This is a genomic window from Streptomyces sp. NBC_00193 (genome assembly GCF_026342735.1).
GTDB lineage: Bacteria > Actinomycetota > Actinomycetes > Streptomycetales > Streptomycetaceae > Streptomyces > Streptomyces stoeckheimensis.
Genome location: NZ_JAPEMM010000001.1, coordinates 2,440,476 through 2,454,304, shown reverse-complemented (window position 1 = coordinate 2,454,304; position 13,829 = coordinate 2,440,476). Strand labels below are relative to the sequence as shown.

13 protein-coding genes are annotated in these 13,829 nt (G+C 72.6%); 4 read left to right on the top strand and 9 right to left on the bottom strand.

Annotated elements, in window-relative coordinates; genetic code table 11:
* Nucleotides 1–2 precede the first annotated feature (2 nt).
* Nucleotides 3–1,286 (bottom strand): adenylosuccinate synthase, encoded by a 1,284-nt coding sequence (locus tag OG898_RS10665; RefSeq protein ID WP_250748769.1) that lies wholly within the window; start codon nucleotides 1,284–1,286, stop codon nucleotides 3–5.
* A 184-nt stretch (nucleotides 1,287–1,470) separates the two neighbouring features.
* Here OG898_RS10665 and OG898_RS10660 point away from each other — a divergent pair, with 184 nt between their 5' ends.
* Both OG898_RS10660 and OG898_RS10655 read left to right on the top strand, forming a co-directional pair.
* Nucleotides 1,471–2,439: a diacylglycerol kinase gene (locus tag OG898_RS10660; protein ID WP_250748772.1), complete on the top strand. Its 969-nt coding sequence runs from the start codon at nucleotides 1,471–1,473 to the stop codon at nucleotides 2,437–2,439.
* A 56-nt stretch (nucleotides 2,440–2,495) separates the two neighbouring features.
* On the top strand, nucleotides 2,496–3,173 hold the full coding sequence (locus OG898_RS10655) for a hypothetical protein (protein ID WP_266956406.1): 678 nt from the start codon (nucleotides 2,496–2,498) through the stop codon (nucleotides 3,171–3,173).
* Here OG898_RS10655 and OG898_RS10650 read toward each other — a convergent pair.
* Nucleotides 3,148–3,846 carry an alpha/beta hydrolase gene (locus OG898_RS10650; RefSeq protein WP_250748778.1) on the bottom strand — a complete coding sequence of 233 codons (699 nt, stop codon included), beginning with the start codon at nucleotides 3,844–3,846 and terminating at the stop codon, nucleotides 3,148–3,150. The genes OG898_RS10655 and OG898_RS10650 overlap by 26 nt on opposite strands.
* 143 nt (nucleotides 3,847–3,989) lie before the next feature.
* Nucleotides 3,990–4,496, bottom strand: coding sequence for a GbsR/MarR family transcriptional regulator (locus OG898_RS10645; RefSeq protein WP_266960186.1), 507 nt, complete (start codon nucleotides 4,494–4,496; stop codon nucleotides 3,990–3,992).
* A 90-nt stretch (nucleotides 4,497–4,586) separates the two neighbouring features.
* On the opposite strand from OG898_RS10645, the gene OG898_RS10640 reads away from it, so the two are divergent.
* Both OG898_RS10640 and OG898_RS10635 read left to right on the top strand, forming a co-directional pair.
* On the top strand, nucleotides 4,587–5,528 hold the full coding sequence (locus tag OG898_RS10640) for an ABC transporter ATP-binding protein (RefSeq protein WP_266956404.1): 942 nt from the start codon (nucleotides 4,587–4,589) through the stop codon (nucleotides 5,526–5,528).
* Nucleotides 5,525–7,111 (top strand): ABC transporter permease, encoded by a 1,587-nt coding sequence (locus OG898_RS10635; protein ID WP_266956402.1) that lies wholly within the window; start codon nucleotides 5,525–5,527, stop codon nucleotides 7,109–7,111. Before OG898_RS10640 ends, OG898_RS10635 begins: the two co-directional genes overlap by 4 nt.
* Before the next feature lie 70 nt (nucleotides 7,112–7,181).
* On the opposite strand, the gene OG898_RS10630 is transcribed toward OG898_RS10635, so the two are convergent.
* From OG898_RS10630 to OG898_RS10605, 6 genes are all read right to left on the bottom strand, one after another.
* Nucleotides 7,182–7,841, bottom strand: coding sequence for a response regulator transcription factor (locus OG898_RS10630; RefSeq protein WP_266956400.1), 660 nt, complete (start codon nucleotides 7,839–7,841; stop codon nucleotides 7,182–7,184).
* A complete protein-coding gene (locus OG898_RS10625; protein ID WP_266956398.1) occupies nucleotides 7,838–9,163 on the bottom strand; it encodes a sensor histidine kinase in 1,326 nt (441 codons plus the stop codon). Before OG898_RS10625 ends, OG898_RS10630 begins: the two co-directional genes overlap by 4 nt.
* A gap of 89 nt (nucleotides 9,164–9,252) precedes the next feature.
* Nucleotides 9,253–9,927 (bottom strand): response regulator transcription factor, encoded by a 675-nt coding sequence (locus OG898_RS10620; protein ID WP_250748785.1) that lies wholly within the window; start codon nucleotides 9,925–9,927, stop codon nucleotides 9,253–9,255.
* The gene (locus tag OG898_RS10615) at nucleotides 9,924–11,309 is read right to left on the bottom strand and encodes a sensor histidine kinase (protein ID WP_266956396.1); all 1,386 of its coding nucleotides are present in this window, start codon (nucleotides 11,307–11,309) and stop codon (nucleotides 9,924–9,926) included. The genes OG898_RS10620 and OG898_RS10615 overlap by 4 nt, the downstream gene beginning before the upstream one ends.
* A 10-nt stretch (nucleotides 11,310–11,319) precedes the next feature.
* The gene (locus tag OG898_RS10610; RefSeq protein WP_266956394.1) at nucleotides 11,320–12,654 is read right to left on the bottom strand and encodes an acyltransferase; all 1,335 of its coding nucleotides are present in this window, start codon (nucleotides 12,652–12,654) and stop codon (nucleotides 11,320–11,322) included.
* Nucleotides 12,641–13,675, bottom strand: a complete 1,035-nt coding sequence (locus OG898_RS10605; RefSeq protein WP_266956392.1) for an alpha/beta hydrolase — start codon at nucleotides 13,673–13,675, stop codon at nucleotides 12,641–12,643. The genes OG898_RS10610 and OG898_RS10605 overlap by 14 nt, the downstream gene beginning before the upstream one ends.
* Nucleotides 13,676–13,829 lie beyond the last annotated feature (154 nt).

The window sequence follows — 13,829 nt, the reverse complement described above, 5'->3', positions numbered from 1 at the left end:
CCCTAGAGGAACGAGTTGATCTCGATCGTCTCGGTGCGGCCGGGGCCGACGCCGATCGCGGAGATCGGGGCGCCCGACATCTCCTCCAGGGCCTTGACGTACGCCTGGGCGTTCTTCGGGAGGTCCGCGAAGGTCTTGGCCTTGGTGATGTCCTCGGACCAGCCGGGGAAGTTTTCGTAGATCGGCTTCGCGTGGTGGAAGTCCGTCTGCGAGTACGGGAGCTCCTCGACGCGCTTGCCGTCGATCTCGTACGCGACGCAGACCGGGATCTCTTCCCAGCCGGTCAGCACGTCCAGCTTGGTGAGGAAGAAGTCCGTCAGGCCGTTGACGCGGGTCGCGTAGCGGGCGATCGGGGCGTCGAACCAGCCGCAGCGACGGTCACGGCCGGTGGTCACGCCGCGCTCGCCGCCGATGCGGCGCAGGGCCTCGCCGTCCGCGTCGAACAGCTCGGTCGGGAACGGGCCGGCGCCGACACGGGTCGTGTAGGCCTTCAGGATGCCGATGACGCGGCTGATCTTCGTCGGGCCGACGCCCGCACCGGTGCAGGCGCCACCGGCGGTCGGGTTCGAGGAGGTGACGAAGGGGTACGTGCCGTGGTCGACGTCGAGCAGCGTGCCCTGGCCGCCCTCGAAGAGCACGACCTTCTCCTCGTCGAGCGCCCTGTTGATGATCAGGGTGGTGTCGGCGACGTACGGCTTGATCTGCTCCGCGTACCCGAGCAGCTCTTCGACGATCTGCGCCGACTCGATCGCGCGGCGGTTGTACAGCTTCGTGAGGAGCTGGTTCTTGCCCTCCAGCGCCGCTTCGACCTTCTGGGTGAGGATCGACTCGTCGTAGAGGTCCTGGATCCGGATGCCGACGCGGTTGATCTTGTCCGCGTAGGTCGGACCGATGCCGCGGCCGGTCGTACCGATCTTGCGCTTGCCGAGGAAGCGCTCGCCGACCTTGTCGAGGGTGACGTTGTACGGCGTGATCACGTGCGCGTTGCCGCTGACCAGCAGCTTCGAGGTGTCGATGCCGCGCTCGTTCAGACCGCGCAGCTCGGAGAGCAGGACGGCCGGGTCGATGACGACACCGTTGCCGATGACCGGGGTGCATCCGGGGGAGAGGATGCCGGAAGGGAGAAGGTGCAGCGCGTACTTCTGGTCGCCCACGACGACCGTGTGGCCGGCGTTGTTGCCACCCTGGTAACGCACTACATAGTCAACGGATCCACCGAGCAGGTCGGTGGCCTTTCCCTTGCCCTCGTCACCCCACTGAGCTCCGAGCAGCACAAGAGCGGGCACAGGCGTACACCTCTTCCGGATGGGGCATGTCCAAGGTCAGGGGGCGTACGACGATGTACACCGCAGGCTGAGCCGTCGGACCGGTACCCCGGAATAGACGAAGGCCCTGGCGCAATAGCGCAAGGGCCTCTTGCACAAAGATGCTACCCGAGGAAGGACCGAGGTGTCGGCTCCAGAGCCCACCATGAGCCATGCGGGCGCGCCGGTAGGCGGCCTGCTCGTGCTCGTCGACCCGGTCGCCCGCCGTCTTGACGGCGAGTCCGTGCGAATCGCGAAAGATGTGTTGTCAGCGGGAGCGGCGGCGAAAATTTGCCTCCCGGACTCACAGGAGGAGTTTGCGCGGGCCCTCGCCCGCCGGGGTCATCGGCAGCCGGTGATCGTGGGCGACGATCGCGCACTCGTACGGGCCGTCGGGCTGCTGCACCGTGAGCGGGCGCTGTCCGCGGGGGCCGTTTCGCTGATTCCGGTGGGGCCGGCGGGGTCGCTCGTCCTGGCGCTGCAGCTCGGCGTGCCGCTGTCGGCCGTGTCGGCCGCGCGGGCGGTCCTGGACGGGGCCGTCGGCATGCGGGACCTGCTGGTCGACGACAGCGACGGGGTGGTGCTGGGCGGGATCGGCATCCCGCCGCCGCCCGTGGGGGCCGGATCCGGCCCCCGGTCGGGGTCCGGGGGCGTGCCGCGGCCGGCCGGGCCGTCGGTGTGGAACGCGTACCGCTCCCTGGTCCGTACGTTCGCCCGCCCGCCGGCCGGGGCTTCGGCCGCCACCGGATCCGGTGGGGGCCACCGGCTGCGGGTGGAGGCCGACGGGGTGGTCCTGGCGGACGTGGACGGGATGGTCGAGGACGTCGCCGTGTCGGCCCGGGAGGGCGACGGGCTGGCGGACGTGCTGGTCCGGATGGCGGGGGCGGCCGCGGCATCAGGGTCGGGGTCCGGGTCGGGCTCCGGCTCCGGATCGGGAGCGGCTTCCGGCTCCGGCTCGGGCTCCGGCTCGGGTCCCGGCTCCGGCCGGGTGGTGCGGGTACGGGCCTCGGCCGTGACCGTGTCCGGGGAGGATTTCCGCTACCGGTCGGACGTCGGCATCACCGGCCCGGTCCGGCGCCGTACGTGGACCTTGCACCCGGGCGCCTGGGGGCTGACACTGCCGCTGCAGCGCTGACGCTGACGAGGGGGAGGGCTGGGCGTGTTCGCCGTGCGAGCAGGGAAGGCCGTGTGGTGACCGGGGACCCGGCCGGTGAGCCGCTGGTGTCCGAGGCGCCGGTGCCTGAGCCGCCGGTGCCCGGGTCGCCCGTCCCCGGGCCGCCCGGGGAGGCCGCCGTCCGGGAGGCGCTCGGCGACTGGCGGCAGGATGCGCTGCTGATCCTGCTGCTGCCGGTGCTGTGCTGGCCCGCGCTGATCGGGGCGCTGGTCACTCGTCCCGCGCCCTTGCAGGGGGTCCTGCTGGGGCTGCTGTGCGTGCCCGTGCTCGTCGCCGTCCGGGAGCTCTACGTCGTCCGGCGCGTGCGCCGTGCCCTGCGGGACCCGGAGCTGCGCTGGACCCCGTACGACGTCCGGGTGCTGCGGGGGCACGGGCTGCCACCGCTGCTGGTGCTGAGCGGCGGCTCCGGGGGCCGCGGCCGCCGCGGGCCGTGGGTGCTGACCCTGGGGCCGCTGGGGCGGCGGGTGCTGCCGCCGCGCGCGTGGCCCCGTGCCGATCCGGCCCTCCCGCAGTCGGCCCTGCCGCCGTCACCGTCGGAGTCGGAGGCTGCGGATCCGCCGCCGGAGCGGTGCGTGTGGCTGGCCGGGGACCCGGGGCCCGGGGCGGTGGTGTGGGCCCCGCGTGCCCGGGAGCTGGGCCGGGCGCGCAGCCTGTGGCGGCGGGGCGCGCTCAGGCGGAGGCGGCCGCCTCGATGAGGTCGCAGACCGGGCCGGGGAGGGAGGCGAGGGAGGCGTGGCTCGCGTCGAGCTCGACGGTCTTGCGGGGGTTCATGCGGGCGGCCATGCGCCGCTCGTTGTCGGGGTGGATCATGCGGTCGGCGGTGGAGACCTGGTACCAGGACGGCTTCGCGCGCCAGGCGGGCGCGGTGACGGCGTCGCCGAAGGTGGAGGCGAGGGGAGCCTTCTGGGTCACGGCCATGACCAGGGCTTCCTCGGGGGTGAGGTCCTGGGCGAAGCTCTCGTGGAACTTGTCCTGCCTGACCCATAGGTAGCCGTCGGAGTCGGGCGCGATGTTCTCGACCGCCGCGGGCGGCTTCTCCTGGGTGATCCCGCCGGGGCTCTCGCCCGCGTCGGGGGCGAAGGCGGCGACGTAGACCAGTCCGGTGACGTTGGGCAGGTCGCCGGCCTCGGTGATGACGGCTCCGCCGTACGAGTGGCCTACGAGCAGCACCGGCCCGTCGATCTGCCGGACCATCTTGCGGGTCCGCTCGGCGTCGTCGGCGAGGGAGGTCAGCGGATTCTCGACGGCGTGCAGGTCCGTGTACCCGCGGCGGTGGAGCTCGCCGATGACCTTGGCCCAGTGGGCGGCGCCGCCCCAGAAGCCGTGGACGAGGACGATGGCGGGGGTGCGGGCGGGCGTGTCGGCCATGAGGTTCTGCTCCTGAGTCCGGAGTCCGGTGTTCCTCCGGCCCGGGCCGGGTCGGAGACCCCCGGGCCACGCTAGGCGGAGGCTCCGCCGGCCGCCACGGAGCCGCGGCCGGTGGCGCTGCCGGTGCCGGTGCCGGACGGGGGCTACGGCAGGTTCAGGGTGGCGCGGTGGGTGCGCCAGCGGTCCATCAGGCCCAGGAGCTCCGCCTGCATGAACTCGAAGAACGCCGCCGTCTCGGCGATCCGGGTGCCCGCGGGGGAGTCGGGGCCGAGACTGGCCGCGCCGTCGCGCAGGGTCTTCTCCCAGTGGGTCAGGATCTGGTCCCGGCGGGTGAAGGTCTCGTACCAGAGATCGTTGTGCAGCACGTAGCGATCGCGCCGCGAACCCGGCTCGCGCTCCCGGCTGACCATGTTGACCTGGGACAGGTAGGAGACGGCTCCGGATACCGCCGCGGGGCTGATCCGGAGCGCCTCGCCCAGTTCCGCCGAGGTCATCGCGCCGCCGTCGCTCGCGAGCAGCTGGGCGAAGACGCGCGCCGCCATCCGCTGCATCCCCGCCTCGGTCAGCTGCGCGGCGAACCGCTCGACGAAGCGTGAGACCGCTTCGTCGTCCCGGAGGCCTCGCCGGTCCCGGGGCTCCGCATCGTTCATCACGTCGTCGTTCACGTCGTTCGCCACCCTCCCGACTTTACGTGATTCCCGACCTTCACAAAATTGTGAAAGCAGCGTACGTTCGGAAACATGACGAAGGCAATCAACGCCGCCGGACTCCACAAGGCGTTCGGTCGCACCCGCGCACTGGACGGCCTCGACCTCGCGGTCGCCACCGGCGAGGTGCACGGATTCCTCGGTCCCAACGGCGCCGGCAAGTCCACCACGATCCGGGTCCTGCTCGGCCTGCTGCGCGCCGACTCCGGCGGCGTCGAACTGCTCGGCGGCGATCCCTGGGCCGATGCCGTCGAGCTGCACCGACGCATCGCCTACGTCCCCGGCGACGTCACCCTCTGGCGCAACCTCTCGGGCGGCGAGGTCATCGACCTCTACGGGCGCCTGCGCGGCGGACAAGGCAGCCGTGGCGGCCGCGCGGGCGGAGGCGGCCTCGACCGGGCGCGCCGCGCCGAGCTGATCGAGCGGTTCGAACTCGACCCGACCAAGAAGGGGCGTACGTACTCCAAGGGCAACCGGCAGAAGGTCGCCCTCGTCGCCGCCTTCGCCGCCGACGTGGAGCTGCTCATCCTCGACGAGCCCACCTCCGGCCTCGACCCGCTGATGGAGGAGGTCTTCCGGAGCTGCGTCTGCGAGGCCCGGGCCGCCGGCCGCACCATCCTGCTCAGCTCGCACGTCCTCAGCGAGGTCGAAGCCCTCTGCGACCGGGTCAGCATCATCCGCAAGGGCCGTACGGTCGAGACCGGCAGCCTCGCCGAACTGCGCCACCTGACCCGTACGTCGATCAGCGCCGAGCTCGCCGCCCCGCCCAACGGGCTCGCGCACCTGCCGGGCGTCCACGACGTGCAGGTGCAGGGGCAGAAGATCCGGCTCCAGGCCGACACGGACAAGCTGGACGCCGTACTGCGGTCGCTGGCCGCCTCGGGGGTGCGGTCCCTGACGGCGACCCCGCCGACCCTCGAAGAGCTCTTCCTACGGCACTACGCCCGGGCCGAGGAGACGGAGGCGCTGCGATGAAGCACCGTCAACTGGCCGGGACCGGAGCCCTGCTGCGCCTCGCCCTGCGCCGCGACCGGGTCATGATGCCGGTCTGGATCCTGGCCGTGGCCGGCCTGCTGCTCAGCCTGCCCGCCTCCCTCGCATCGGTGTACGAAACGCCGGCCGAACGGGCCCGCCTGCTCTCCACCATGAGCGCGAACGGCTCGCTCCGCGCCCTCTACGGACCCGCCTTCGGCGACTCGATCGGCGCGCTGACCGCCTGGCGGGGCGGGGTCTTCGCCGGGCTGCTCGCCGGGGTCATGAGCCTGTTCATCGTGATCCGGCACACCCGCGAGGAAGAGGAGACGGGCCGTCAGGAGCTGTTGTCGGCGGCGATGGTGGGGCGCCGGGCACCCCTGACGGCGGGCCTGCTGGCGGCCCTCGCCGCCAACGCCCTGGTCACCCTCCTCGTCACGGCCGGCCTCGCCGGGCGGGGCGCGGGCGGAGCACTCGCCCTCGGGCTCGGCATCGGCGCCACCGGGATGCTGTTCGCTTCGGCGGCCGCCGTCACGGCGCAGCTCACCGAGGGCGCGCGGCTCGCCAAGGGGCTCGCCGGGGCCTTGCTCGGCGCGGCCTTCGTCCTGCGCGCCGCGGGCGACGCGGGCTCCGCGGACGGTTCGTCGGCGCTGACCTGGATCTCACCGCTGGGCTGGCTGGAGCACCTACGGGCCTTCGCGGCCGAACGCTGGTGGGTGCTCGCCCTGTTCGCCGCAGCCTTCACCGTCCAGACGGCCGCGGCCTATCTGCTCGCCGGTCGCCGCGACCTCGGCATGAGCTTCCTGGCGGTCCGCCCGGGCCCGGCCGAGGGGCGGCTCGGCAGTGCCGGGGCGCTGGCATGGCGGCTGCAGCGGGGCGGGCTGCTCGGCTGGAGCCTCGGATTCCTGCTGGCCGGCGTGGTGTTCGGGGGCATGGCGGACGGGGCCGGCGAGCTGGTCGGCGACAACGCCAAGACCCGGGAGATCATCGAGCGGATGGGCGGCGCGGGCGGAGCGGCGGGCCTCACCGACGCCTTCCTGGCGACGATGGCCGGAATGCTCGGGCTGGTGGCCGCCCTCTTCATCGTGTCGGCGGTACTGCGCCTGGGCGCCGAGGAGTCGGGGCAGCGCGCGGAGCCCGTACTCGCGCACGCCGTCGGCCGCCTGCGCTGGGCCGCCGGTCATCTGGCCGTCGCCTTCGGCGGCTCGGCGCTGATCCTGCTGCTGGGCGGGCTCGGCCTGGGCATCGGCCATGGCGCGGGTCTCGCGCAGACCGTCGGGGGCGCTCTCGCGCAGCTCCCCGCAGTATGGGTGATCGGGGCCGTCGCGGCCCTCCTGTACGGCGCGGTCCCCGGCTACGCGTCGGCCGGCTGGGCGGTGGCCGGGGCTGCGCTGGCCCTCGGCTGGATCGGCCCCGCGCTGAACCTCCCCCGGGCGGTCCTCGACCTGTCCCCCTTCGCCCACCTGCCCCGGATACCCGGCTCCGAGGCCCTGACCTGGGCTCCTCTGCTGACGCTGACCGCACTGGCGGCGGCTCTGCTGGCCGCTGCCCTGACCGCCCTGCGCCGCCGGGACCTGGCGGCCTGAGCCCCGGCACTCCTTGATCCATGCCCGTCCGAAAAGTTGTCCACAGCTGTGGACAACTTTTCGGAGCGGCCTAAGCGGGGGTCACCAGCCGGGTCTCGTACGCGAACACCGCCGCCTGCGTGCGGTCCCGCAATCCCAGCTTGACCAGGATCCGGCTCACGTGCGTCTTGATGGTGGACTCGGCGATGATCAGCCGGTCCGCTATCTCCGCGTTGGACAACCCCTGGGCGATCAGCACCAGCACCTCGGTCTCCCGCTCCGTCAGCTCCGTCACCGCCGCCGAGCCCACCTGCGACCGGGTCTCCGACAGCTTCGAGAACTCCGTGATCAGCCGCTTGGTCACGGAAGGTGCCAGCAGCGCCTCACCGGCGGCCACCACCCGCACCCCATCGGCCAGTTGACGGGCCGAGGCGTCCTTGAGGAGGAACCCGGACGCACCGGCCCGCAGCGCCTGGTACACGTACTCGTCGAGGTCGAAGGTCGTCAGGACCAGCACCTTCGCGTCCGTGTCGGCGGCCACGATCTCCCGTGTCGCCTCCAGGCCGTTCATCTCCGGCATCCGGATGTCCATCAGCACCACATCCGGCTTCAGCGCCGCCACCTGGGCGATGGCCTCCCGCCCGTTCACCGCCTCCCCGGCCACTTCGATGCCGTCCATCGCGTTCAGCAGGACGGAGAAACCCTCACGGACCATCATCTGGTCGTCGACGATGAGCACTCTGATCGTCACGCCGGATCCTTCGCCAGGTCAGGACGGCTGCCGGCCACGGGTATGAACACCGCCACCTCGAACCCCCCGGAGGCCAGCTCCCCGGCGGTCATCTCGCCTTCCAGCATGGCCACCCGCTCGCGCATCCCGGTCACCCCCTGCCCCGCCCCCGGAGAGGGCCGCACGTCCCCGGTGCCCGCCTCGTTGACGATGCGCAGGCCCAGCCCGCCCAGCACGTACGAGACCTCGACCGCGGCTCCGGCGCCCGGCGCGTGCCGCAGGGTGTTGCTCAGGGCCTCCTGGATGATCCGGTAGGCCGACAGCTCGACGCCCGGAGGCAGTTCGCGCACCGCACCCGTCACGGTCTTGTCCACGCTCAGCCCGGCCTCCCGCACATTGGCCAACAGCCCGTCCAGCGAGGCCAGCGTCGGCTGCGGGGCGTCCGGCGCCTCGTAGTCCGCGGAGCGGACGACGCCCAGCACCCGGCGCAGCTCGGTCAGGGCCGCCACCGCGTTCTCCCGGATGGTGACGAACGCGGCCTCCAGCTCCGGCGGCGGATTCTTCACCCGGTAGGGCGCGGCCTCCGCCTGGATGGCCACCACCGACATGTGGTGGGCGACCACGTCGTGGAGCTCCCGCGCGATCGTGGTCCGCTCCTCCAGCAGCGTGCGCCGGTCCCGCTCGACGGCGGTGACCTCCTGCTGCGCGGTGACCTCCTGCTCCGCCTGCTTGCGGATATTGCGGATGCTCACCGCCAGCAGGGCGATCGCCGAGGCGAAGGCCATCGGGCCGACGTTGATGGTCTGACCGTGACCGAGCACGACGGACGTCCCGATGCCGATCGCCAGTGTGATCACCCACATCCAGCCGGCCGTCCGGGGAGTGGTCCGCATCCCCACCAGGGTCACCGTCGCGAGGTACGAGAAGAAGGTGGCGGGGATCCAGGGCCAGTTGGGATCGGAGCCGCTGACGACCGAGAAGATCAGGGTGACCGCCACCGCGGCCCAGAACGCCCCCAGCGGACGCACCAGCGTCATCACGATCGGGGTGGCCGCGAGCAGCCCCATCACCAGGGAAGCGGCCTGGGGCAGGCCGGTGGTGATCGAGGTGAAGACCACCACGAGGAACGCCACCACGCAGACGACCGCATGCGGCAGGTGCGCGGCCTCGGTCCGTATCCGCTTCGGGAGCCGCCGGGTCAGCGGCCCGTCCGTGCGCATCGGGAGCAGGGGACGGTAGGCGAAGGCGTCGGTGATCAGAGCTTCGCGCAGGCTCTGGATGAAGCCCGAAGCCAGCCGGATCTCTGGGGTCCGGGGGGTCGCCCCGGGGGTCGTCTCGGTCATGCTCCCCACGGTAGGTGGGCCCCGGCCTGGTCCGCGTCGCCGCTGAAGGGGATTTCCCGGGGTCCCCCTCAAGTACTACCCGGGCCGCTTCAGTAGCCCGTCGGACGGATCAGACCCGTCTCGTACGCGAACACCGCGGCCTGCGTGCGGTCCCGCAGACCCAGCTTCACGAGGATCCGGCCCACGTGCGTCTTGACCGTCTGCTCGGCGAGGATCAGGTGCTCGGCGATCTCCGCGTTCGACATGCCCTGGGCGACCAGCGACAGGACCTCCGTCTCCCGCTCCGTCAGCTCGTCGATCCGCGCCTTCGACGGCGCCCTCGGAGCCCCCAGCCGGGAGAACTCGGTGATCAGCCGCTTCGTGATGTTCGGAGCGAGGAGCGCTTCGCCGGCCGCGATCACGCGGACCGCCTCCGCCAGCTGATCGGCGGAGGCGTCCTTGAGGAGGAAGCCCGAGGCGCCCGCGCGCAGCGCCTCGTACACGTACTCGTCGAGGTCGAAGGTGGTCAGCACCAGCACCTTCACCGCGGAGCCCGGGACGCCGGTGATGAGGGAGGTGGCCTCGATACCGCCCATCCCGGGCATCCGGATGTCCATCAGCACCACGTCCGGAACCAGCTCGGCGACCTTCGCCACGGCCTCGGCTCCGTCGACGGCCTGACCGACGACCTCGATGTCGGGCTGGGCGTCGAGGAGCACGGTGAAGCCCTGGCGGACCATCATCTGGTCGTCGGCGATCATCACCTTGATCGGGGCAGCAGTCATGAATCCTTCTCGTTCCTCTCGGGTCCGGCGGAGGTCACGCCGCCCGGGGGCGCGGGATCCATCGGGAGCACGGCGCTCACCTCGTACCCCCCGTCGGGGCGGTGGCCGGCAGCCAGCTCGCCTCCCAGCATGCCCGCTCGCTCGCGCATCCCCAGCAGCCCGTGCCCCGCTCCCATGGTCGGCGGGGCCGGCCGGGTGGGCGCCGTGTTGGCGACGCACAGGTGCACATCGCGGGGCCCGTAGGCGATGCCGACCTCCACGCGGGAGCCGGGCGCGTGCCGCAGGCAGTTGCTCAGCGCTTCCTGCACGATCCGGTACGCCGTGAGCTCCACCCCCGGGGACAGCGGCCGGCGGATGCCCGCGATCTCGGTGGTGACCTCCAGCCCGGCCGCCCGCACGTTGTCCACGAGGCCGCCCAACTCGGCCAGGGTGGGCTGCGGATGGTGCAGCTCCGCCTCCTCGTCCGGGTGCTCGGACCGCAGCACCCCCAGGACGCGCCGCAGCTCCGTCAGTGCCTCCACGGCATTCGCGCGGATCCCGGCGAGGTTCTCCTTGAGCTCCTCCGACGGGTTCTCCACGAGGTAAGGGGCCACCTGCGCCTGGATGGAGATCACCGACATGTGGTGCGCGACGACGTCGTGCAGCTCGCGGGCGATCCGGCTGCGCTCCTCCAGCAGGGTGCGGCGGGCGCGCTCCTCCTCGGTGAGGGTCTCCTGCTCGACCAGCTTGGTGCGGGCCAGTCGCGTCGCGCGCAGGGCATAGCCGAGGAGGCCGGTGAAGCCGAAGAGGAGGACGGCCCCGGGGAGGCTGGTCCCGCTGTGTTCGGGCTTGAAGAGGATCTCGGCCAGACCGGTGAAGGCGATCGAGACGAAGACCGCCCCGATGGTCACCCAGGGCCGCACGCGCAGGGCCACCAGCAACAGGACCGGGGCGAAGGTGAAGATTCCGGCGGGCAGCCAGGGCCAGCTCTGTCCTTGTCCGACGTTGCCGTAGACCGTCCAGGCGATCAGTCCGGCAGCGGTGAGGCCGAGCCAGAAACCGGCCATCGGCCGCCGCACGGCGACCACGAGGGACAGGCCGACCAGGATCGACAGCAACGGTACCCAGCCGCCGGTGATCTCGTAGTGATTGTGGAGCTGTTCCACGGTGAGGAAATAGAAGTACACCGCCAGATAGACGAGCACCACGTGCGGGAGCCAGGCCAGCCAGCGCGGTCGCGACAACCTCGGAAGCGGATCGGACCTCAGGTCGAGCAGATCCCGGACCACGCCGCGCACCACGGCCGAACTCACGCTGTGCGGACCGCCGGTGTCCCCACCGGCCGCCGAGCCGGGCTGTGCGCGGACCGGGGCCGGTGTCGTGGGCTCGCTCTGCTCGTTCACATCGTCCAGCCTAGGCACGGAGGGTCTCCTTGGCGGGAGCCACCGGGCCGGTGACTGCTTCGGCGACCGTGCCGCCGGCGACTGTGCCTTCACCGACCGGAGTTGAGCCGGTGCGGGCAACGGGGGAGGCGTTCCCCCGGGTCAGGGCGGAGGAGGCGACGATCCGGGAGGGGGTGACCGGCGTCCTGGAGGATCCGCGCCGGGCCCGGCCCCGGGGGCGGCCGCCGGCCTGCTCGTAGGTGTGGAAGGCGGCCCAGCAGACCGCCAGCGCGGCCGCGAACACGGGAAGCCAGAGCAGTCGGACGGCTATCCACTCCGCGGAGGCGGGCACGGTGTGCAGGCCGGGCAGATCGGTGGAGAACAGCAGCCCCACAGCGGTGACGGCCATCATCGCGGTCTGGTGCCACAGGAAGATCGTCATGGCGGACAGATTCACCAGTGCCACCTTCGCCCAGGCCCGCGGCCGGCTCATCACCCGGGCCAGCGGTTCCCGCAGCAGCAGCGCCAGCCCGCACTGGGCCAGGCCGAACGCGACCGCGGCCAGCGTCGGCGGGTTCAGGTTCGAGACCGCGGCTCCGGGAACGCCGACCATGGAGGCGGGGTACCCGCCCCAGAGGATCAGTGCGGCCGTGGCGGCGATCCCGCCGCCCAGCAGCAGGGCGGCCGGGGTGCGCCGGGCGAAGGCGCCCCGGGACCAGGCGGCGCCCAGGGTGTAGGGCACCAGCCAGCCCGCGGCCACATTGACCCAGCCGATCCATGCGGGCCCACCGAACCCGAAGCGCCAGACATCGACCGAGGCCACCACGGCCAGGGGCCACAGCGGGCTCAGCCGGGCGACGAGCGGGGTCGCGGCGGTGAGCGCGGCGAAGACGAGGAGGAACCACAGGGGGGAGAGGACGAGCTTGAGCAGGGTCCGGACCGTGTCCGTCCCGACGCCGCCGAGCAGCATGCCGACGGACGCCACGCTCCAGAGGACCAGGACGGCGGCCACCGGCCGGAACAGCCTGCCGAGCCGCTGCCCGACCCACTGCCCGTACGGGACTCCGAGGCCGCGCGCCGACTCGTACCCCTGGGCGGCGACGTGACCGCCGACCAGGAAGAAGACCGCCAGGGTCTGGAACACCCAGGAGACCGGGGCCAGTGCGCTCATGTGGGCCAGCGGGCTGGTGGTGCTGAGGCCGCCGTCGGTACTGGTGAGCGCGGTGACCAGCCAGTGGCCCAGCACCACGCCGAGGATGGCGAAGGCACGGAGCGCGTCCACGGCCCGGTCCCGGTGGGCGGGGGTTCCGGCGTCGATGCGGTCCGCGAGAGCGGACCAGCGGGCAAGCGGTTCACGCACGCGCATGGGAGACCTCCGGGACGGCGAGGGCGGACAGGGCGAGGGGTGCGGCGGGGGACGAGCCGGTCCGCGCCGCCGGGGAGGCGCCGAGCACGATCCCGGCCAGGCTGTTCAGCGACTCGGTGCCCGGCTTGAGGTAGTCGCTGTGGCCGCCGGAGCCGGCCGCGAAGGGCAGGGCTCCGAAGGCGGGGTCCACGGGATCGGTGCCGAATCCGATCCCGCCGCCGCTGACGTGCGGGACACCGGAGATCCAGTCGGCGCCGCCCCGGCCGGCCCAGACCCGGGCCCGGGTCGGCAGCTGCGCGGCGGAACCGGCCCCCGTGCCCGGACTGCCGAACAGCGCCATGTCGGTGACCTCGGAGCCGGTCGCGGTACGGGCGCAGACGACGGACCCGTAGGAGTGGCAGAGCAGCGAGAGGCGGGCCTGCGGGGCGGCCATTCGGGCCAACCGGGGCAGGAAGGGGCCGAGGTCGGCGGCGGCCTCGTCGGCGCGGCCCGTGGTCAGGACGGCCGGGCTGACCGTGCCCGGGGTGTCGTACCCGAGCCAGGCGACCACGGCGGAGCGGGGGTGCTCGGCCCGGAGGCGCTGGTCGAGGGCGACGGCTCCGGCGCGGAACCTCTGATACGTGTCCAGCGTCGTGTCCGACCCGGGGACCAGGACCGCGACCCGGTCGGCGCTCTCCAGATCGCCGAACACCTCTATCGCCCGGCCCTTGCCGCGCCCGTCGAAGACGAGGAACCGGGCACCGCCGCCCGCCTCCATGGCCCGGAGCTTCGCAGCGCGGCCGGTGCGGCCGGCCTTCTCGGCCGTACGGGCCGCTTCGGAGAGGTTGGCGAGGTTGGCGGCGAACCGGTCGGGGAGGGCGGCGCCCTCGCCGAGGACGGCCGGAGCCGGCGCGGGGACGTTCGGCGAGGCGGCGGCGGAAACGGGCATGACCACGGCCGCGGCGACGAGCCCGGCCAGCAGCGTGCGGCGCAGACGGCCGCTGCGGCGGCCGTCGGGACGTGCGGTGGGTCGGCGGCTCATGGGTCCGTTCCTTCGTTCGTGCCAGAGGGGCGGTGCTGCGTTGTTCTCTGGTCACGAAGTTAGGAATCGGGAGCCCTCGTCGGCGTCCCACTGGAGAGCCCACTTCCCAGGTAGCTCTCAGGTATGACAGGGGCTACTCAGGGTTCAGGCCGGG